At 58.9% G+C, this 19,202-nt stretch carries 17 protein-coding genes; 11 read left to right on the top strand and 6 right to left on the bottom strand.

All coding sequences use genetic code 11. The annotated features are described in order from the left end of the window. Positions 1-130 precede the first annotated feature (130 nt). Positions 131-271, top strand: a complete 141-nt coding sequence (locus KGA69_RS19800; protein WP_015705194.1) for a hypothetical protein — start codon at positions 131-133, stop codon at positions 269-271. Between the two features lie 45 nt (positions 272-316). Here the strand turns inward: KGA69_RS19800 and KGA69_RS19805 are convergent, their stop codons facing one another. Further along, positions 317-1,207 (bottom strand): LysR family transcriptional regulator, encoded by an 891-nt coding sequence (locus KGA69_RS19805; protein ID WP_020079025.1) that lies wholly within the window; start codon positions 1,205-1,207, stop codon positions 317-319. Between the two features lie 140 nt (positions 1,208-1,347). On the opposite strand from KGA69_RS19805, the gene KGA69_RS19810 reads away from it, so the two are divergent. The 6 genes from KGA69_RS19810 to KGA69_RS19835 are packed head-to-tail and all read left to right on the top strand — an operon-like array spanning position 1,348 to position 7,073. After that, positions 1,348-2,055, top strand: coding sequence for a CoA transferase subunit A (locus KGA69_RS19810; protein WP_045397680.1), 708 nt, complete (start codon positions 1,348-1,350; stop codon positions 2,053-2,055). 2 nt (positions 2,056-2,057) lie between these two features. Next, positions 2,058-2,714 (top strand): CoA transferase subunit B, encoded by a 657-nt coding sequence (locus KGA69_RS19815; protein WP_045397682.1) that lies wholly within the window; start codon positions 2,058-2,060, stop codon positions 2,712-2,714. 9 nt (positions 2,715-2,723) lie between these two features. Continuing rightward, positions 2,724-3,905 carry an acetyl-CoA C-acetyltransferase gene (locus KGA69_RS19820; protein ID WP_213292609.1) on the top strand — a complete coding sequence of 394 codons (1,182 nt, stop codon included), beginning with the start codon at positions 2,724-2,726 and terminating at the stop codon, positions 3,903-3,905. Between the two features lie 11 nt (positions 3,906-3,916). Further along, positions 3,917-4,840 (top strand): 3-hydroxyacyl-CoA dehydrogenase family protein, encoded by a 924-nt coding sequence (locus KGA69_RS19825; RefSeq protein WP_045397686.1) that lies wholly within the window; start codon positions 3,917-3,919, stop codon positions 4,838-4,840. Positions 4,841-4,887: 47 nt separating this feature from the next. Further along, positions 4,888-6,279, top strand: coding sequence for a GntP family permease (locus KGA69_RS19830; protein WP_045397687.1), 1,392 nt, complete (start codon positions 4,888-4,890; stop codon positions 6,277-6,279). Between the two features lie 23 nt (positions 6,280-6,302). Beyond that, positions 6,303-7,073: a 3-hydroxybutyrate dehydrogenase gene (locus KGA69_RS19835; RefSeq protein ID WP_032707870.1), complete on the top strand. Its 771-nt coding sequence runs from the start codon at positions 6,303-6,305 to the stop codon at positions 7,071-7,073. Positions 7,074-7,135: 62 nt separating this feature from the next. Here the strand turns inward: KGA69_RS19835 and KGA69_RS19840 are convergent, their stop codons facing one another. After that, entirely contained in the window at positions 7,136-8,008 is an 873-nt protein-coding gene (locus KGA69_RS19840; protein WP_063447797.1) for a LysR family transcriptional regulator, read from the bottom strand. Between the two features lie 106 nt (positions 8,009-8,114). On the opposite strand from KGA69_RS19840, the gene budA reads away from it, so the two are divergent. The 3 genes from budA to KGA69_RS19855 are packed head-to-tail and all read left to right on the top strand — an operon-like array spanning position 8,115 to position 11,376. Then, positions 8,115-8,894 carry an acetolactate decarboxylase gene (gene budA / locus KGA69_RS19845; RefSeq protein WP_015705188.1) on the top strand — a complete coding sequence of 260 codons (780 nt, stop codon included), beginning with the start codon at positions 8,115-8,117 and terminating at the stop codon, positions 8,892-8,894. Positions 8,895-8,903: 9 nt separating this feature from the next. After that, positions 8,904-10,583, top strand: coding sequence for an acetolactate synthase AlsS (alsS, locus tag KGA69_RS19850; RefSeq protein WP_047046546.1), 1,680 nt, complete (start codon positions 8,904-8,906; stop codon positions 10,581-10,583). A gap of 22 nt (positions 10,584-10,605) precedes the next feature. Then, positions 10,606-11,376 (top strand): (S)-acetoin forming diacetyl reductase, encoded by a 771-nt coding sequence (locus KGA69_RS19855; protein ID WP_045397690.1) that lies wholly within the window; start codon positions 10,606-10,608, stop codon positions 11,374-11,376. 264 nt (positions 11,377-11,640) lie between these two features. Here KGA69_RS19855 and ccmI read toward each other — a convergent pair whose 3' ends face one another. The 4 genes from ccmI to KGA69_RS19875 all read right to left on the bottom strand — a co-directional run bounded on the left by ccmI (position 11,641) and on the right by KGA69_RS19875 (position 18,313). Continuing rightward, positions 11,641-14,343 carry a c-type cytochrome biogenesis protein CcmI gene (ccmI, locus tag KGA69_RS19860; protein ID WP_213292610.1) on the bottom strand — a complete coding sequence of 901 codons (2,703 nt, stop codon included), beginning with the start codon at positions 14,341-14,343 and terminating at the stop codon, positions 11,641-11,643. A gap of 79 nt (positions 14,344-14,422) precedes the next feature. Next, positions 14,423-15,766, bottom strand: coding sequence for a c-type cytochrome (locus KGA69_RS19865; protein ID WP_213293149.1), 1,344 nt, complete (start codon positions 15,764-15,766; stop codon positions 14,423-14,425). 10 nt (positions 15,767-15,776) lie between these two features. Next, positions 15,777-17,561 (bottom strand): GMC family oxidoreductase, encoded by a 1,785-nt coding sequence (locus KGA69_RS19870; RefSeq protein WP_045397725.1) that lies wholly within the window; start codon positions 17,559-17,561, stop codon positions 15,777-15,779. Between the two features lie 2 nt (positions 17,562-17,563). Then, positions 17,564-18,313 carry a gluconate 2-dehydrogenase subunit 3 family protein gene (locus tag KGA69_RS19875; RefSeq protein ID WP_162184089.1) on the bottom strand — a complete coding sequence of 250 codons (750 nt, stop codon included), beginning with the start codon at positions 18,311-18,313 and terminating at the stop codon, positions 17,564-17,566. Between the two features lie 511 nt (positions 18,314-18,824). Here KGA69_RS19875 and KGA69_RS19880 point away from each other — a divergent pair. Next, a complete protein-coding gene (locus KGA69_RS19880) occupies positions 18,825-19,196 on the top strand; it encodes a VOC family protein (RefSeq protein ID WP_045397720.1) in 372 nt (123 codons plus the stop codon). Positions 19,197-19,202: the final 6 nt, after the last annotated feature.

The following is a 19,202-nucleotide window of genomic DNA, read 5'->3' on the forward strand; positions in this document are numbered from 1 at the left end:
CTCCACTCCGCTACCAAAAACAAGCTGACGATTAACGCTCTGTGCGATAGCTTCGGGCGCGGGGTGCAACCTTCCATCGTTTTGACCTATACTCTGCCGACAGTCAAAAAAGTAGCAAAGTGGGTAACTCATGGAAATTGATCTCGACAACCTGGTGTTTAGCGGCCTGGAAGAAGCGGAAGAACGTAACGCTGAACGCCTGGACGAAGCGGACAAAAAAGCGCAGGCGATTGTTGCCGATGATGATTGCGGCGATGCCTGCAAAATCTGATGATTAAACCGGCTAACCAGGCCGGTTTTTTTATCTGTAAACGACCTAAGCGGGCAAAAAACCCTTCAGCGTTTCCAGCAGCGCCTGCGCCGCTTTCGACAACTGCATATGTCCGGCGTGAATAACGCCAATACACTTTTCAATCGGCGGATCGCTTAATGGCAGACAAACCGCTCCCAGCGACTGCATCTGCGACTGGCATAACGCGGGCACCGCGCTGCCGCCCAGACCGCTGGCGACCATCCGCCCGACGGTGACCAACTGATGACTTTCCAGCGCCACGTCCAACTGGCTGCCGCTGCGCGCCAGCTCTTCTTCCAGCATCAAACGCACCGCCGACGGTCGCTGCAGGGTAATGAAATCCAGCGTCAGCAGTTCACGCCAGCTTAACTGCTTTTTACTCGCTAAAGGCGACGTTTTCGGTACGATCGCCACAAAGCGATCCACCGCCAGCGGCGTAAACAACAAATTGTTGCCGGGCGATGGCTCAAACGCGATCCCCATCTCCACCCGGCCTTCGCGCACCATCTCAATGACCTGCTCATTAATCACGTCATGCACCGTCACGTTGACTCCCGCATAGCGGTCGCGAAAGGCTTTAAGCACTTCCGGTAGCACGTTAGCGGCAAACGACGGCATCGCGGCGACGGAGATCTTTCCCCGCTGCAGGGTGAAACTTTGCCGCATCGCCTCTTCGGCATTGTCCCAGTCCGCCAGCAGCTGGCGGGCCATCGGCAGAAAGGTCTCTCCCTCCTGGGTTAAGGTCACTTTGCGGGTGCTGCGCTGCAGCAACGCGCCGCCAAGCGCCTCTTCCAGCCCCTTGATGGTCAAACTCAGCGCCGGCTGCGACAGGTTCAGGCGCTCGCTGGCGTGGGCGAAATTGAGAGTGTGAGCTACCGCTAGAAACGCGCGTAACTGTTTGACACTCATTCTCATTTTTCCACCTGTTAACTAATTGAAAGAATTTAGTTAACGATAAATTAATAAAAAATCCAAATGAGTGGGTCACAAATTCAAAATTATCAAATCAGTCCGCGCCCTTAATGATAGAGCCATCGCAAGGCAGGAGAAAAATGATGGCAGGACTGGATAAGCGCGTCGCCAGCTATGAAGCGGCGCTGGACGGATTAACCGATGGCATGACGTTACTGGCCGGCGGCTTCGGCCTGTGCGGCATTCCGGAAAACTTAATTGCCGAGGTCAAACGCCGCCAGGTACAGGGCCTGACGGTAGTTTCTAATAACTGCGGCGTCGATGGCTTTGGTCTCGGCATGCTGCTGGAAACGCGCCAGGTGCGCAAAGTCGTGGCTTCCTACGTGGGAGAAAACGCCCTCTTCGAACAGCTGGTACTAAGCGGCGAACTCGCCGTGGAGCTGACGCCGCAAGGGACGCTTGCCGAGAAAATTCGCGCCGGCGGCGCCGGGATCCCCGGATTCTATACCGCGACCGGTTACGGCACGCCGGTGGCGCAAGGCAAAGAAGTGCGTCAGTTCGACGGTAAAAATTACATTCTCGAAGAGGCCATTCGCGGCGATTTCGCCCTTGTAAAGGGCTGGAAAGCCGACTGGTTCGGTAACGTGGTCTACCGCCATACCGCGCAGAATTTTAACCCGTTGATGGCCACCGCCGGGCGGATCACGGTAGTGGAAGTCGAAGAAATCGTCGCGCCGGGCGAACTCCCTCCGTCCGCCATCCACACGCCCGGTATTTATGTCGACCGGCTGATCGTCGGGCAATTCGAAAAACGTATTGAACAGCGCACGCTGCGTGCCGGAGGGAACTGAACATGTTAACTCGCGAACAAATGGCGATGCGCGTCGCCCAGGAACTGCGCGACGGCGATTATGTCAATCTCGGTATCGGCATTCCCACGCTGGTCGCTAACTATATTCCCGCCGGTATTGAAGTGATGCTGCAGTCGGAAAACGGCCTGTTGGGGATGGGCGAATTTCCCGATGAGTCGACTCTCGATGCCGACATGATTAACGCCGGCAAGCAGACCGTTACCGCCCAAACCGGGGCGGCTATCTTTGACTCCGCCCAGTCCTTCGCCATGATCCGCGGCGGCCACGTCGATCTCACGGTTCTGGGCGCTTTTGAGGTCGATGTCGCGGGCAATATCGCCTCGTGGATGATCCCCGGGAAAATGGTGAAAGGCATGGGCGGCGCCATGGATCTGGTGGCCGGCGCGCAAAACATCATCGTCGTGATGACGCACGCTTCGAAAAACGGCGAATCCAAACTGCTGGCGCAGTGCACCCTGCCGCTCACCGGCGCGGGCTGTATTCGCCGGGTACTGACCGATCTCGCGCTGCTGGAAATTAGCGACGGCGCCTTTGTTCTGCACGAATACGCTCCCGGCGTCAGCATTGACGAAATTGCCCGTAAAACGGCTGGACGGCTGGTCATTGCCGATGACGTCCGCGAAATGCGCTTCAACTAAGGAGGCAATATGAAAGAAGTCGCTATCGTCTGCGCGCTACGTACGCCAATCGGCAGTTTTCGCGGCGCCTTATCTTCCCTTTCCGCCGTCGAGCTTGGCGCCGCCGTAGTGCGTGGTCTGCTTGAACGCACACAGCTACCGGCCAGCGCCGTTGACGAACTGATTTTTGGCCAGGTATTAACCGCCGGCTGCGGACAGAATCCGGCGCGACAAACCGCGCTGCGCGCCGGGCTACCGGTTGAAACCCCGGCCGTTACCGTCAATCTGGTTTGCGGTTCCGGGCTGAAAGCCGTGCAACAGGCAGTACAGGCCATTCGCAGCGGCGAGGCGGAGATCGTTATCGCCGGCGGCCAGGAGAGCATGAGCAATGCTCCGTATCTGGTTCAGGGCGCGCGCGATGGTCTGCGCTTCGGCCATGCCAGCATGCAGGACAGTATGATTCAGGACGGATTATGGGATGCGTTTAACGACTATCACATGGGCATCACCGCCGAGAACCTTGCCGACGCCTTTGACATCTCCCGCCCCCAGCAGGATGCCTTCGCCGCCCTTTCGCAGCGCAAAGCCGCCGCCGCGATAGCCGCCGGACGCTTTCAGGCTGAGATAGTGCCGCTGAGCGTCCCTCAGGGTAAAAAAGCGCCGCGCAGGGTGGACGCAGACGAACAGCCGCGCCCGGAAACCAGCGAACAACAGCTGGCGCAGTTGCGCCCGGCCTTCCGCACGGAAGATGGCAGCGTTACCGCGGGCAATGCCTCTTCGCTCAACGATGGCGCGGCGGCAGTCTTATTGATGAGCGTCGATAAAGCGCGGCAGCTTGGCTTGCCGGTGCTGGCGCGAATAGTCAGCTCTGCGGTGGCCGGCGTCGATCCGTCCGTGATGGGTATCGGCCCGGTAAGCGCTTGCCGGAAGGCGCTGCAGCGCGCCGGCTGGGCGCTGGAGGAGGTGGACCTCATCGAAGCCAACGAGGCCTTTGCCGTACAGGCGCTGGCAGTCGGTAAATTGCTTGAGTGGGACAACCAGAAGGTCAACGTCAATGGCGGCGCTATCGCGCTCGGCCACCCGATTGGCGCCTCAGGATGTCGCATTCTGGTTAGTCTGCTGCACGAAATGCAGCGCCGCGATGTCAGCAAAGGCCTGGCGACGCTTTGCGTCGGCGGCGGTCAGGGTATCGCGATGACCATCGAACGTTAACAGGAGCCACTATGTTTACACCACAACTGGCGGTACTGGGCGCCGGCCTGATGGGCGTCGGCATCGCCTGCCATTTTGCCCGCCACGGCCACGCCGTACGCCTCTACGACACCGACCCGGCGCGCATTAGCGAGATCGAGAACGTCGCCGCCGCCATTTTGCGCGAGCTTGAAGAGTGCGAGCAGTTTGACGCCGCTCAGCGTGCGTCGGTGCTCTCGCGCCTCTCCGGCACCACGGCATTAGGCGATCTTGCTGACGCCAGCTTGCTGATCGAAGCGATTCCGGAGCGTCTGGCGCTCAAGCACGCCTTATACCGGGAACTGGAAACGCTGATCGCCGACGAAGCCATCATCGCCAGCAACACCAGCGGACTACCGCCGGATCGGCTGGCGCAGGGGATGCGGCATCCGGAGCGCTTGTTAATCGCCCACTTCTGGCATCCGCCGCATTTTATCCCGCTGGTGGAAGTGGTGCCGGGTAGCGCTACCCTGCCGCATCTCGCCAACCAGGTCAGCGACTTTTTATCCTCCTGCTCGCTGGAAGCGGTAGTACTCAACCGCGCCGCGCCGGGGTTCGTCGGCAACCGACTACAGTTCGCCCTGCTGCGCGAAGCGCTGCATATCGTCAAGAGCGGCATCGCTTCGCCAGAAGTGGTCGACAAAGTGATGCGCGCCTCGCTCGGCCGCCGTTACGCGATGGTCGGCCCGCTGGAAGCCGCCGATATGACCGGTCTGGCGACGGTCCAGGATATCTGCCAGCACCTGCTGCCGGAACTGGCCACGGGCAGCGACATGATGTCGCTGGTCGCCGACAAGGTCGCGCAAGGCGCTACCGGCGCCCGTAGCGGGCAAGGTTTTTATCGCTGGGATGAGGCCCGGCAGAAACGAATACAGTCGCGCCGTGAACATCAGCTGCGCTACGCCCTGAAACCGTAACTTCTCGTTTTGTACCCCGACAATAACAATGATAGTGAGGAGTCGTAATGAGTGTGTTGATCGCCCTGGCCGCGCTGGCATTACTGATGCTGGCTGCGTATCGTGGATACAGCGTTATCCTGTTTGCCCCTATCGCCGCGCTTGGCGCGGTTCTGCTCACCGACCCGAGCGCGGTAGGCCCCACCTTTACCGGCCTGTTTATGGAAAAAATGGTCGGTTTCGTGAAGCTCTATTTTCCGGTATTCCTGCTCGGCGCCGTCTTTGGCAAGCTGATTGAGCTGTCGGGCTTCTCACGTTCGATCGTCGCCGCCGCGATTCAAATTCTCGGGCGGCGACATGCGATCCCGGTGATCGTGCTGGTCTGCGCCCTGCTGACCTACGGCGGCGTTTCGCTGTTCGTGGTGGCGTTTGCGGTCTATCCCTTTGCCGCCGAACTGTTTCGCCAGAGCGGTATCCCGAAGCGGCTGATCCCGGCAACCGTCGCGCTGGGCGCGTTCTCCTTCACTATGGATGCCCTGCCGGGCACCCCGCAGATCCAGAACATTATCCCCACCAGCTTTTTTGGCACCAACGCCTGGGCCGCCCCCTGGCTTGGGTTGATAGGTTCACTGTTTATCATCACCTTCGGTTTACTGTGGCTGGAACGACAGCGGCGTAAAGCGCTCGCGAATGGCGAGGGTTACGGTACCGATCTGCAAAACGAGCCGCAGACGCCGGATAACATCAATCTGCCGCATCCGCTGATCGCCATTGCCCCGCTGCTGCTGGTCGGCGTGCTGAACCTGCTGTTTACCCGCTGGATCCCGCAGTGGTATGGCGCCAGCCACGAGCTGACTCTGCCTGGGCTTGCCAAACCCATCGTCACCGAGGTCGGCAAAATCACCGCTATCTGGGCCGTCGAGGCCGCACTGCTGTCCGGCATCGTCGTGGTGCTGTTGTTCGGATTTCGCAATATCCGCGGCCGTCTGGCGGAAGGCAGTCGTACGGCGGTCGGCGGCGCGATCCTCGCGGCGATGAATACCGCTTCGGAATATGGTTTCGGCGCGGTGATTGCCGCCCTGCCGGGTTTCCTGGTGTTGTCGAAAGCACTGACCGCTATTCCCAATCCCCTGTTAAACGAGGCGATAAGCGTCACCGTACTGGCCGGGATCACCGGTTCCGCCTCCGGCGGAATGAGCATCGCGCTGGCGGCGATGTCAGATACCTTCGTGGCCGCCGCGCACGCCGCCAATATCCCGCTTGAGGTACTGCACCGCGTCGCGTCGATGGCCAGCGGCGGCATGGATACCCTGCCGCATAACGGCGCCGTCATCACGCTGCTGGCAATCACCGGCTTAAGTCATCGCCAGGCTTACGGCGGCATTTTCGCCATTACGCTTATCAAAAGCCTCGCGGTTCTGTTTGTCATTGCCGTGTTCTATTTAACCGGCATTGTCTGATGCCTGATGTAAGGAGTAACGAAATGAATTTAAACGGTAAAACAGCGTTGGTCACCGGCTCCACCAGCGGTATTGGTTTAGGCATTGCCAAAGTACTGGCGCAGGCCGGCGCGCAGCTGGTGTTGAATGGTTTTGGCGACAGCACGAGCGCGCGAGCCGAGGTTGCCGCGCTGGGTAAAATTCCCGGCTATCACGATGCCGACCTGCGCGACGTCGGGCAAATTGAAGCCATGATGCGCTACGCCGAAAGCGAATTTGGCGGCGTCGATATTGTGATTAATAACGCCGGTATCCAGCATGTTGCGCCGGTGGAGCAGTTCGCGGTGGAAAAATGGAACGATATTCTGGCGATAAATCTGTCCAGCGTCTTCCACACCAGCCGCCTGGCGCTGCCGGGCATGCGCGAGCGCAACTGGGGGCGGATTATTAATATTGCCTCCGTGCATGGGTTAGTCGCCTCGAAAGAGAAATCCGCCTATGTCGCCGCTAAGCATGGGGTGATTGGTTTTAGCAAAACGCTGGCGCTGGAGACCGCGCGTACCGGCATTACCTGCAACGCGATTTGCCCCGGTTGGGTGCTGACGCCGCTGGTTCAGCAGCAGATCGATAAACGTATCGCCGAGGGGGCCGACCCGGAGCAGGCCAGAGCGCAGCTGCTTGCCGAAAAACAACCCTCCGGCGAATTCGTGACGCCTCAGCAACTGGGGGAAATGGCGCTATTTTTATGCAGCGACGCCGCCGCGCAGGTTCGCGGCGCGGCGTGGAATATGGATGGCGGCTGGGTGGCGCAGTAACGCTAACCCAACGGAGAAAAGGTCAGCGTATCTCCGTTGGGTCACGCTATGCGCCCCGGGAATTAGAACATCTCCAAAAATCGCTTCACCGTACGCGAGCGCTCAAAACGGCGCCAGGCGATGGCAATATCGGTCTTAACCGGCATCCCCTGTATCGATTGATAGCTGACGTTGGGCAGCGCGATACAGGTCATCGACTGCGGCACCAGCGCGAAACCAAATCCGGCGTTTACCATACTCAGCGACGATGAAATCTGCGACGACTGCCTGGCGCGGTTCATATCAATACCGGCGCGCAGGCAGCTATTGAACACCAGCTCATACAAACCCGGCGCCACTTCACGCGGGAAGAGGATCGGCGCGACGTCCCGCAGCTGCTCCAGCGCCAGCGTCGGCTCCGCTGACAATGGATTATCGCGCGGCAGCGCGATGACCATTGGCTCCTCATCAATGATACGCAGATTAAACGCCTTGCTGCTTTCGCACGGCAGGCGGACAAAGGCGATATCGATCTCCGCCTCGCTCAGCGCCGCCATCAAATTCGCCATGTTGCCTTCCTGTTGATGGAGGGCGACGCCCGGATGTTCTAGCTGAAAACGGTGCAGCAAGGTGAAGATTTGCGGATGGAAAGCATCAGAACTGGTAATACCTAACGACAGACTGCCGTTCATGCCGCGGGCAATGCCCTTGGCCTTTTCCAGCGCCGCATCGCTCAGCGCGAGGATTTGGCAGGCATCTTCATAAAAGGACTCCCCGGCTTCGGTCAGCTCCACCCCGCGGGTTAGCCGGCGCAACAGCGGAGTGCCAACCTCACGTTCAAGCCGCTGAATTTGCTGACTTAACGGTGGCTGTGAGATACCCAGTTCTTTCGCGGCCCGGGTGAAGTGTCGCGTCCGGGCGACGGCGACAAAATAGCGTAGATAACGAAGTTCCATATCGAAAACGTCTCAAACCAGCATGATTTCTATATTGGAACTGTGAGCTGAATCGGGTCAACCTTTATTTAACCTTTCTTATATTTGTTGAACGAGGAAGTGGCTCATGAATCATGCTTCAGATTGCACCTGCGAAGAGAGTCTGTGTGAAACGCTACGCGCGTTTTCCGCCCAGCATCCCGATAGCGTGCTATATCAAACTTCGCTGATGAGCGCCCTGCTTAGCGGCGTCTACGAAGGTACCACCACCATTGCGGACCTGCTGAAGCACGGCGATTTCGGGCTCGGCACATTTAATGAACTCGACGGCGAGCTGATCGCGTTTAGCAGCCAGGTGTATCAACTGCGTGCCGACGGCAGCGCGCGTAAAGCGCGTCCGGAACAGAAAACCCCATTTGCGGTAATGACCTGGTTCCAGCCGCAGTACCGTAAAACCTTTGACCACCCGGTCAGCCGCCAGCAGCTGCATGAGGTCATTGACCAGCAAATCCCTTCCGACAATCTGTTCTGCGCGCTGCGAATCGATGGTCATTTCCGCCACGCCCATACCCGCACCGTGCCGCGTCAGACGCCGCCCTACCGGGCGATGACCGACGTACTCGACGATCAGCCGGTGTTCCGCTTTAACCAGCGTGACGGCGTACTGGTCGGCTTTCGTACCCCGCAGCATATGCAGGGAATTAACGTCGCCGGCTATCACGAACACTTTATCACCGATGACCGCCAGGGCGGCGGCCACCTGCTGGACTACCAGCTCGACCATGGGGTGTTGACCTTCGGCGAAATTCATAAGCTGATGATCGACCTTCCCGCCGACAGCGCGTTCCTGCAGGCCAATTTGCATCCCGACAATCTCGATGCCGCCATCCGTTCAGTAGAAAGTTAGGAGGTTCACATGGACAAACAGTATCCGCTGCGCCAGTGGGCGCACGGCGCCGATCTGGTCGTCAGCCAACTGGAAGCGCAAGGCGTACGCCAGGTCTTCGGGATCCCCGGCGCTAAAATCGATAAGGTTTTCGACTCATTACTGGACTCCTCAATCCGCATTATTCCAGTGCGCCACGAGGCCAATGCCGCCTTTATGGCCGCCGCGGTCGGGCGTATTACCGGCAAAGCGGGCGTCGCGCTGGTAACCTCCGGTCCGGGCTGTTCCAACCTGATAACCGGCATGGCCACCGCTAATAGCGAAGGCGACCCGGTGGTGGCGTTGGGCGGCGCGGTCAAACGCGCCGATAAAGCCAAACAGGTGCATCAGAGTATGGACACGGTGGCGATGTTCAGCCCGGTCACCAAATACGCCGTGGAAGTGACCTCGCCGGATGCGCTGGCGGAAGTGGTTTCTAATGCCTTTCGCGCCGCCGAGCAGGGGCGCCCGGGCAGCGCCTTCGTCAGCTTGCCGCAGGATGTCGTCGATGGTCCGGCGACCGGCAAAGTGCTGCCCGCCAGCAGCGCGCCGCAGATGGGCGCCGCGCCTGACGAGGCAATCAATCAGGTCGCGAAGTTGATTGCCCAGGCGAAGAATCCGGTGTTCCTGCTTGGATTGATGGCCAGCCAGACGGAAAACAGCGCCGCGCTGCATCGTTTGCTGGAAACCAGCCATATTCCGGTCACCAGCACCTATCAGGCCGCCGGGGCGGTCAATCAGGATAACTTCTCGCGCTTCGCCGGGCGCGTCGGGCTGTTTAACAATCAGGCCGGTGACCGCTTATTGCAACTGGCCGACCTGGTTATCTGCATCGGCTATAGCCCGGTGGAATACGAACCGGCGATGTGGAACAGCGGCAACGCGACGCTGGTACATATCGACGTACTGCCCGCCTATGAAGAGCGTAACTACACGCCGGATGTCGAGCTGGTGGGCGACATCGCCGGCACGCTGAACAAGCTGGCGCAAAATATCGATCATCGGCTGGTGCTCTCGCCGCAGGCCGCTGAAATCCTCCACGACCGCCAGCATCAGCGGGAACTGCTTGACCGCCGCGGAGCGCAGTTGAATCAGTTCGCCCTGCACCCGCTGCGTATCGTTCGCGCCATGCAGGATATCGTCAACAGCGACGTCACGCTGACGGTCGATATGGGTAGCTTCCATATCTGGATCGCCCGCTATCTCTACAGCTTCCGCGCCCGTCAGGTGATGATCTCCAACGGTCAACAAACCATGGGCGTCGCCCTGCCGTGGGCCATCGGGGCCTGGCTGGTCAATCCGCAGCGCAAAGTGGTCTCGGTCTCCGGCGATGGCGGTTTTCTGCAATCCAGTATGGAGCTGGAAACGGCGGTCCGCCTGAAAGCCAACATCCTGCATCTTATCTGGGTCGATAACGGCTACAACATGGTTGCTATCCAGGAAGAGAAAAAATATCAACGCCTGTCCGGCGTCGAGTTCGGGCCAATGGATTTTAAAGCCTATGCCGAATCCTTCGGCGCGAAAGGGTTTGCGGTGGAAAGCGCTGATGCGCTGGAGCCGACGCTACGCGCGGCGATGGACGTCGACGGCCCGGCGGTGGTCGCCATCCCCGTGGATTACCGCGATAACCCGCTGCTGATGGGCCAGCTACACCTGAGTCAGATTCTTTAAGTCATCACAAAAGGAAATGGAAATGAAAAAAGTCGCACTTGTCACCGGCGCCGGTCAGGGCATTGGTAAAGCTATCGCGTTACGCCTCGTGAAGGACGGTTTTGCCGTGGCGATCGCCGATTACAATGACGCTACTGCAAAAGCCGTGGCGGATGAAATCAATCAGCACGGCGGCCGGGCCATCGCGGTCAAAGTCGATGTTTCCGACCGCGAGCAGGTGTTTGCCGCCGTCGAACAGGCGCGGAAAACGCTGGGCGGATTCAACGTCATCGTCAACAACGCCGGGGTTGCGCCATCGACGCCTATCGAATCCATTACGCCGGAGATTGTCGACAAGGTCTACAACATCAACGTTAAAGGGGTGATCTGGGGGATTCAGGCGGCAGTCGATGCCTTTAAAAAAGAGGGTCACGGCGGCAAAATCATCAACGCCTGTTCGCAGGCCGGCCACGTCGGCAACCCGGAACTGGCGGTCTACAGCTCGAGCAAATTCGCCGTACGCGGTTTAACGCAAACCGCCGCCCGTGACCTGGCGCCGCTGGGTATTACCGTCAACGGCTACTGCCCGGGGATTGTGAAAACGCCGATGTGGGCCGAGATCGATCGTCAGGTCTCCGAAGCGGCCGGTAAACCTCTGGGCTATGGCACCGCCGAATTCGCCAAACGCATCACCCTTGGTCGCCTGTCGGAGCCAGAAGATGTCGCCGCCTGCGTCTCTTATCTTGCCAGCCCGGATTCCGATTATATGACCGGTCAATCGCTGCTGATCGATGGCGGCATGGTATTCAATTAATAAAAAATAAGCTCTGACATGGTTTGCCCCTGCCTGTTCGCAGGGGCTTTTTTTCGTCTGTTACGCCGTTATTTTGCCGGATGGCGGCTACGCCTTATCCGGCCTACGGCCCTGCCGGTACCAATGGCCTCCAAACCCCCGGTGGCGCTGCCGCTTACCGGGGCTACAGCGCTGTGCGATTTGGTAGCCCGGAGAAGGCGCAACGCGCCGCCTCCGGGAACCCCCCTGTGCGACAAAACCGTTGCCAACCGATAACAGTATCTACTACCGAGCCTGCTGCGCCTGCGCCAGCTGGCGGGCAATCGCCTCGCGGCGGGCATCGCCCTCCGGCAACAACATCAGCAGCTGCTGTAGCGCCGCTACCGCCTGCGGATAGTCTTCATTACGTACCGCGCTGAGCGCCAGCATCTCCAGCACCGGCAGGTTTTTCGGCTGCCGCTGATGCAGCTCGCGCAGCAACAGCTCGCCCATCCGCATCTGCGCGTTATCGCCCGCCCGCACCAGCGCGCTGGCGTAATCAAAACTTGCCGCCGGGTCATCCGGCGCCAGCTTATGCGCCCGCCCGAACGCGCCGATCGCCGTCTCGCCATCGTTTAGCAGCAGGCCAAGCCGCCCAAGCAGTTGCCAGCCGGCGAGATCGTCAGGGCTATCCTGCAGATGGCTGCGCAGCCCAAGCCTCAGCTGGGCCAACTCATCCATCCGCAGCGGCGCCGCGGTCGGATCTTTCGCCTGCGCCAGCAGCGCGGGATAATGGCGCTCGCTTTGTCGCCACAGCAGCACCTGACCCACATCGCTGGTTTTCAGATACAGCCCGCCGCTGACGAAGACCAATAACAGCGCCCCCGGTAGCAGCAACCAGCGGCTAAGCGGCCGAACGCGCGTCGTTTCCTGCGGCGAAATATCCGCCAACAATGTACGTTGCAGCTCGACGATCATCGCTTCATTACTATCAGTACGCTCCTGCTCAAGTTCGCGCAGTCGGGACTGGTACAGCGAGCGGTTAATGTCATTGCGATCCGCTGCTGTTTTCTGTTGCCGCGACCGGCGGTAACGCGGATCGAGCATGCAACAGAGCCCACCCAGCGCCATCAGTACGCCGCCGTACCAGATCCAGCGCACGAACGGTTTGTAGTACAGACGCACCGCCCAACTGCCATCATCCAGTTCTTCACCCAGCGCGGCGTAAAGATCGCGGGTAAACCCGCCGCTGATGGCCGCTTCGGTCATCATCATCCGGCTGGCGGTGTAAAAGCGTTTTTCGGCATACAGCGTGGCTTCCGGGCGACCGTTGCGGCTGACGGCAATCACCCCCTCGCCGCCGCTCCAGTTCGGCCCGACGATATTACGCACGCCCTTGAAGACGAAGTGATAACGATGAATATCTAGGCTGTCGCCAGCCCGCATGCGGACATCGCGCTCGATGCTGTAGTTCTGGCTGAAGGTGATGCCAATAACGGTTACCGCCACGCCGACATGGCCGAGCACCATGCCCCACTGGCTGCGGGTTAAGGTACGCAGGCCGCGCCAGAAACCGTGGCGATGCGTGGCCCGTTCGTGGACTTCAATCAGCGCGAAGATAAGCACCCATAGCGCCATCATCAGGCCGATGACCGCCATCGCGGTGATGCGATCCTGAAGAAGCCATGGTAACGCCAGTGAAAGTGACAACGTCACGACAAGTGATATCGCCAATCGTTTAAGCTGTTTACCTGGCTCATCGCGGCGCCAACGAATCAGTGGCCCCAGCCCCAGCAGCAGCGCAAACGGCGCCATCAGCGCGGTGAACATGGTATTGAAGAACGGTTCGCCGATCGATATCGTCCCCAACCCCAACGCTTTATGCACCAACGGCAGCAGCGTGCCTAACAGCACCACCAGCATCGCGGCCATCAGCAGAATATTGTTGCCAAGCAGGAACGACTCGCGCGACCAGAGCGTATGTTCCACTCGCGCCCGCACTCGCCCACCTTTCACCGCATACAGCAGCAGCGAGCCGCCAATCGCGAGGGTCAACAAGGCAAGAATAAACATCCCGCGCGCCGGATCGGAGGCAAAAGAGTGCACCGATACCAGCACGCCGGATCGCACGAGAAAAGTCCCCAGCAGGCACAGCGAGAAAGCCGCCAGCGCCAGCAGCACCGTCCAGGCGCGAAAGCTGCCGCGCTTTTCGGTTACCGCCAGCGAATGCAGCAACGCGGTACCAACCAGCCACGGCATAAACGAGGCGTTTTCCACCGGGTCCCAGAACCACCAGCCGCCCCAGCCCAGTTCGTAATAGGCCCACGCCGAGCCCAGCACGATCCCAAGTGTCAGGAACATCCACGCCGCCTGCGTCCACGGGCGCGACCATCTCGCCCATGCGGTATCCAGCCGCCCCGCCAGCAGCGACGCAATCGCGAAGGCGAAGGCCACCGAGAAGCCAACGTAGCCCATGTAAAGGATTGGTGGATGAAAAATCATCCCGATATCCTGCAACATAGGATTGAGATCGCGGCCATCTACGGGATACAGCGGCAGGCTACGGCTGAACGGATTGGAGGTGAACAGGATAAATAGCAGGAAACCGAAGGCGATCATCCCCATTACCGCCAGCACCCGCGCCACCGCGTCGGAAGGCATCTGCCGGCTGAAGAGCGCGACGGCGAACGTCCACACGCTGAGCAACAGCACCCACAGCAGCAAAGAGCCTTCGTGCGCTCCCCAGGTGGCCGCCACCCGGTACCACACCGGCAGCGCGGTGTTGGAGTTTTCCGCCACGTAGCGGATGGTGAAATCATTGATTACAAAGGCATGCACCAGCAGCGCAAACGCGCCGATGATGCAGATAAACAGCGCACAGGCCAGCGGCCGGGCTAATGCCATCAGCCATCGTTCCTGACGCGCCGCGCCCCATAGCGGAAAGATACTTAGCAGCAGCGCCAGCCCCGCCGCCAGACACAGCAGATAGTTGCCCAGTTCCGGCATCATGGCTGTGTCCCCTGTTGTTCAGGTGTCATCACGTTTTTTACCTCAGGCGGGGCGAATCCAGTGCCCCGCCCCGGCCCAGTTACTCTGCAGCAGTCGGCAGTTTCGAGACGTCGGCGTTACCTAACGCCTTTTCATCGCGAATCATCGACTTATCTTTACGTACTTTCGCCACATCGCTGGCGCTCACCGGCGGCGCGTTGTTGCCCCAACTGGTGCGGATGAAGTTGACCACATCCGCGACCTGTTGATCGTCAAGGCGCCAGCCGAACGACGGCATGGTCAGGTTCGAGACCGCATCCTTCACCGCCGGCGTGGTGTTGCCGGTCAGAATGATGTGAATCAGCGAGGTCGCATCTTCGGTCTGTACCACCGGGTTGCCTTTCAACGACGGGAACGCGCGTTTATAACCGACGCCGTCGGTACGGTGGCAGGCGGCGCAGTTATCGACGTACAGCGCCGCGCCGGTTTTGCTGTCATCGCCTTTCCACAGATCTTTCGCCACGCTATCTTCAACCGGAGCTGGCGTCTGTTTACCGCCGCGCGGCGGTAACGACTTCAGATAGCGGGCAATAGCGGTGATATCGTCATTCGAGAGATACTGCAGACTGTGCTCAACCACGTCGCTCATGCCGCCGAAGACCACGGATTTATCATTGCGCCCGGTTTTCAGGAACTCGGCCAGCTCGGCTTCGCTCCAGCTCCCCAGACCGTCGCGATTCTCACCGCGCAGGCTGGAAGCCACCCAACCGTCAATCGGCGCATTGCTACCCGCCAGGTAGTTATCACCTTCGCTTTCGCTAAGCGCTTTTTCCTGCATCGTCAGGCTACGCGGGGTGTGGCAGGCGCCGCAGTGGCCAAGCCCTTCCACCAGGTAACGGCCGCGCTCCAGTACAGGATCCACCTGCGGATTGGCGACAAAGTCGCTCGGCGTCGGGGCGAAGATGCCGCGCCAGAACGCCAGCGGCCAGCGCATCGACAGCGGCCACGGGATGTCCGTGTCTTTGTTGGCGACGTTCACCGGCTCCACGCCGTGCATAAAGTAGGCGTACATGGCGCGCATATCCGCTTCGTTGATACGGGCGAAGGAAGGATACGGCATCGCCGGATAGAGCGTGGAGCCGTCTTTACGCACGCCTTTACGCACCGCGTCGTCAAACTCTTCGAAGGTATAACCGCCAATACCGTGCGCTTTGTCCGGCGTGATGTTGGTGGAATAAATGGTGCCGATCGGCGTTTCCATCGGCAGACCGCCGGCAAAAGGTTTGCCCTCTTTACCGTTGGTGTGGCAGGCCACGCAGTCGCCGGCGCGCGCCAGATATTCGCCCTGCTTAATCAGATTGCTGTCCGCGGGCACCTCTTCGGCGAACGCCGCGCAGCTTAACGCACCGAGAACCAGTGCCGATAACCATTGCATTTTCATGATTTGCTTTCCCTTATGCCTGCACCAATGGACCCGGATTTCTCAGGTACTGTTCGCGGATAGCCTTCGCCGACCAGTAGGCCAGCGCGGCAACGGTACCCGTCGGGTTGTAGCCCAGCCCCTGCGGGAAAGCTGAAGCGCCGATGACAAAGACGTTATGCACGTCCCAGCTCTGCAGATAACGGTTCACCGCGCTGGTCTTCGGATCTTCGCCCATCACCGCGCCGCCGTTCATATGGGTGGTCTGGTAGCTGGTGGTGTCAAAGTGGCTATTGGCGTTTTTCGGGCTGCCGAGCATATATTTCGGTTTCATCGCTTTGGCGATCGGCGCCATCTTATCGAACATAAACTGCGCCATCTTGATGTCGTTTTCCTGCCAGTCGAAGGTCATGCGCAGCAGCGGCTGACCAAAGACGTTTTTGTAGTTCGGATCGAGATCGAGATAGTTCTGGCGATAGGACTGATGCGCGCCGTGAGCATCCATCGACAGGTGGTGCGTGTAGGTGTCGGCCACCGCCGATTTCCACTTACTGCCCCACGCCGGGGTACCCGGAGGCACCGGCAGGCCGGAGATAGGCTTGGTCCCCGCCTGGTTAACCCAGAACGGCGAACCGCCGACGAAGCCCGCCGCGCCGTGATCGAAGTTATCGGCGTTGAAGTCATCGACGCCGACGCCGTTGCCGCCCGCGCCGATGAACGGGTTGGTGAAGGTATCTTTATCGAAAATGGCCTTGATAGTGGTCATGTTTTGATAGGCGAAGTTACGCCCGACCACCCCTTCGCCAGTCTCAGGATTGTACGGTTTACCAATCCCGGAAAGCAGCATCAGATGCACGTTATGGAACTGGAAGGCGCCGATTATCACCAGATCCGCCGGCTGTTCCATTTCACGGCCCTGACCGTCGACATAGGTCACACCGGTGGCGCGGGATTTATCGTCAGTCAGATTGACCTTCAGTACGTTGGCGTTGGTACGCAGTTCAAAGCGTTTTTCCTGGCGCAGCGCCGGCAGGATGTTCACGTTCGGCGAGGCTTTCGAATACATGTAGCAGGCGTAGCCGCTGCAGAAACCACAGAAGTTACACGGCCCCATCTGCGCGCCATACGGGTTGGTATAGGAGTCGGAGGTGTTTGCTGACGGCAGGTTATAGGGATGATAGCCCACTTCCAGCGCCGCTTTTTCAAACAGCTGCGCCGACCAGGTATTTTTCTGCGCCGGCAGCGGGAAATCGTCCGAGCGATCCGGCGCGAAGGCGTTACCGCCGCGGCCTTTACCGACAACCTTCCCTTTGACCGACCAGGCGGTACCGGAGGTGCCAAAGACTTTTTCCGCTTTATCGAAGAACGGTTCCAGTTCGTCGTAGGTGACGCCGAAATCCTGGATGATCATATCCTGGGGAATAAAGTTTTTGCCGTAGCGCTCTTCATAGTGGCTGCGCATACGCAGTTCGATCGGATCGACGCGGAAATGCACGCCGGACCAGTGCAGACCCGCGCCGCCAACGCCGGTGCCCGGCAGGAAGGCGGCCAGTTGACGGTAGGGAACCGCCTGCTGGCTGGTGTTGTGACGAATCGTCACCGTGCTTTTAGAGAGATCCTGGAACAGCTTGCGGCGGATGTTATAGGTCAGCTCATCGATAACCTGCGGATAAGCGCCGTCCGGCCAGGTATCGCGCATCGGACCGCGTTCCAGCGCGACGACGTTGAGCCCCGCTTCGGTCAGCTCTTTGGCCATGATCGCGCCAACCCAGCCGAAGCCAACGATCGCCACATCGGTTTTTTTCAATACGGTCGCCATGATTACGCCCTCTCCCCATTAATTGATACCGGTGGGAAGGGATAGCGTTCGCCTCGTTCAACCCAGTCCATAAAGTCGGCGCGCGCGCCGGGAAAATTAATCAGCGTCCAGCCGACCATGCCTTTATTGCCGCCATGGATAGGGTCGCTAAAGAAGCCTTCGCGGGTGTTTTGCAACAGATAGGAGAAAAACAGCGAGGCCGGCAGCTGTTTGAACTGCGCCTTGCCGGATTCCCACAGACCGAGCGCCTCATCCTGCTGCTCGCCGCTCAGTTCAGCAAAGCTCTTGTGATACTGGTTTTGACACCACTCTTCGGCATCGGCGATACCGAGGTTATAAATCTGTTTTGGTACCAGCGGCAGCTGGTAGCCCATCTCTTTCGGCACGTCGGGGTTAAATGGCCCCTGCATATACCAGATGGAACCGGTGGCATAAGGGGTATTGAGCTGGCGGTCGATAAACTCCGGCACACCGGCCTCTTTGGCGCCGGGACCGAGTTCATCGGCCGGGATTAAGCGAGCGACGGCGGCGTTGATAAACAGCCACTCGCGATCGTTGAAGAATTGCGGCTTCCAGTCGGTGGATGCCGCGTTGCCACCGGCTGAGGGTGCGGAGGCCGCCTGTGCCGTGGCGCTCGCCGCCACGCCAATGGCGCCCACGCTGCCGCCGCCGATGACTACCGTTGGAATCAAGGCCATTGATTTTACTAAAAAATCACGCCTTGAATTGTTGGTTTTCTCGCTCGACATAATCACATTCCTGTCAATTAAAAATACTGTTTTGTCGCTTACAAGCCCAGCAAATCCCGCTCTGGTACCGATACCATTGAACTGTTGCGAAACAGACCGTCTGGCTTTGGCCAATAAGACGTACAATAAATCGCCAATAGCGATAAGATTTATAGGGTTATCGTTTGGATATTAGACGATTCTCAACGTAACGCGGGAAAATGGCGCAAATATTCACCGGGTTGTCACGATAAGATCGGGCATTTAATAACCTGAGTGCGGTAAGTCATGCGGAAATTTCGCGCCTTTGGTTTTACCAAAGCGCCAATAAAGGGTGATATGTATCACATTTGTTATTTTTTGTTTATGGTACATGGCAGATTAAGCACCTGTAAATACTCGCTTAATGAATAATTAAACAATTCGAGCTGTTAAATTAGTTAATCACCGTTGTTAATTAAATCAGTATCTGTGCCCTTCTCATTTTAACGACACGGTGATGTCGTACAGATATTCCCAACCACAAGGAGAATTTATGTTCGATCATGTCAAATTTGGCGTCAGTGATTATGCCGCGAGCAAGGCATTCTTTTTACAGGCGCTGGCGCCGCTCGGCGTGACGCTGGCGGGCGAAGGCGAGCCGGCTTACGGCGCGGAATTAGCCGGGGCAAACGATGCCTCTTTATGCCTCTATCAAAGCGAAGATAAACCCGCATCGCTGCATATCGCCTTTAGCGCCGACAGCCGCGAGCAGGTTGATGCCTTCTGGCACGCGGCGCTGGCCGCCGGAGGCAAGGATAACGGCGCGCCGGGACTGCGGCCTAATTACCACGCCAATTACTACGCCGCCTTTGTCATTGCGCCAGATGGACACAATATCGAAGCAGTGTGTCATCTGGCGCCCTAAGCAAAG

The sequence above is a fragment of the Klebsiella sp. A52 genome (genome assembly GCF_018388785.1).
GTDB lineage: Bacteria > Pseudomonadota > Gammaproteobacteria > Enterobacterales > Enterobacteriaceae > Klebsiella > Klebsiella aerogenes.

Excerpts from the sequence above, each read along its gene's own strand:
- KGA69_RS19880 (WP_045397720.1), top strand. The coding sequence starts at position 18,825 with ATGTTCGATCATGTCAAATTTGGCGTCAGTGATTATGCCGCGAGCAAG.
- ccmI (WP_213292610.1), bottom strand. The coding sequence starts at position 14,343 with ATGATGCCGGAACTGGGCAACTATCTGCTGTGTCTGGCGGCGGGGCTG.
- alsS (WP_047046546.1), top strand. The coding sequence starts at position 8,904 with ATGGACAAACAGTATCCGCTGCGCCAGTGGGCGCACGGCGCCGATCTG.
- budA (WP_015705188.1), top strand. The coding sequence starts at position 8,115 with ATGAATCATGCTTCAGATTGCACCTGCGAAGAGAGTCTGTGTGAAACG.
- KGA69_RS19805 (WP_020079025.1), bottom strand. The coding sequence starts at position 1,207 with ATGAGAATGAGTGTCAAACAGTTACGCGCGTTTCTAGCGGTAGCTCAC.
- KGA69_RS19855 (WP_045397690.1), top strand. The coding sequence starts at position 10,606 with ATGAAAAAAGTCGCACTTGTCACCGGCGCCGGTCAGGGCATTGGTAAA.
- KGA69_RS19870 (WP_045397725.1), bottom strand. The coding sequence starts at position 17,561 with ATGGCGACCGTATTGAAAAAAACCGATGTGGCGATCGTTGGCTTCGGC.
- KGA69_RS19820 (WP_213292609.1), top strand. The coding sequence starts at position 2,724 with ATGAAAGAAGTCGCTATCGTCTGCGCGCTACGTACGCCAATCGGCAGT.
- KGA69_RS19815 (WP_045397682.1), top strand. The coding sequence starts at position 2,058 with ATGTTAACTCGCGAACAAATGGCGATGCGCGTCGCCCAGGAACTGCGC.
- KGA69_RS19830 (WP_045397687.1), top strand. The coding sequence starts at position 4,888 with ATGAGTGTGTTGATCGCCCTGGCCGCGCTGGCATTACTGATGCTGGCT.
- KGA69_RS19835 (WP_032707870.1), top strand. The coding sequence starts at position 6,303 with ATGAATTTAAACGGTAAAACAGCGTTGGTCACCGGCTCCACCAGCGGT.
- KGA69_RS19825 (WP_045397686.1), top strand. The coding sequence starts at position 3,917 with ATGTTTACACCACAACTGGCGGTACTGGGCGCCGGCCTGATGGGCGTC.
- KGA69_RS19800 (WP_015705194.1), top strand. The coding sequence starts at position 131 with ATGGAAATTGATCTCGACAACCTGGTGTTTAGCGGCCTGGAAGAAGCG.
- KGA69_RS19810 (WP_045397680.1), top strand. The coding sequence starts at position 1,348 with ATGGCAGGACTGGATAAGCGCGTCGCCAGCTATGAAGCGGCGCTGGAC.
- KGA69_RS19840 (WP_063447797.1), bottom strand. The coding sequence starts at position 8,008 with ATGGAACTTCGTTATCTACGCTATTTTGTCGCCGTCGCCCGGACGCGA.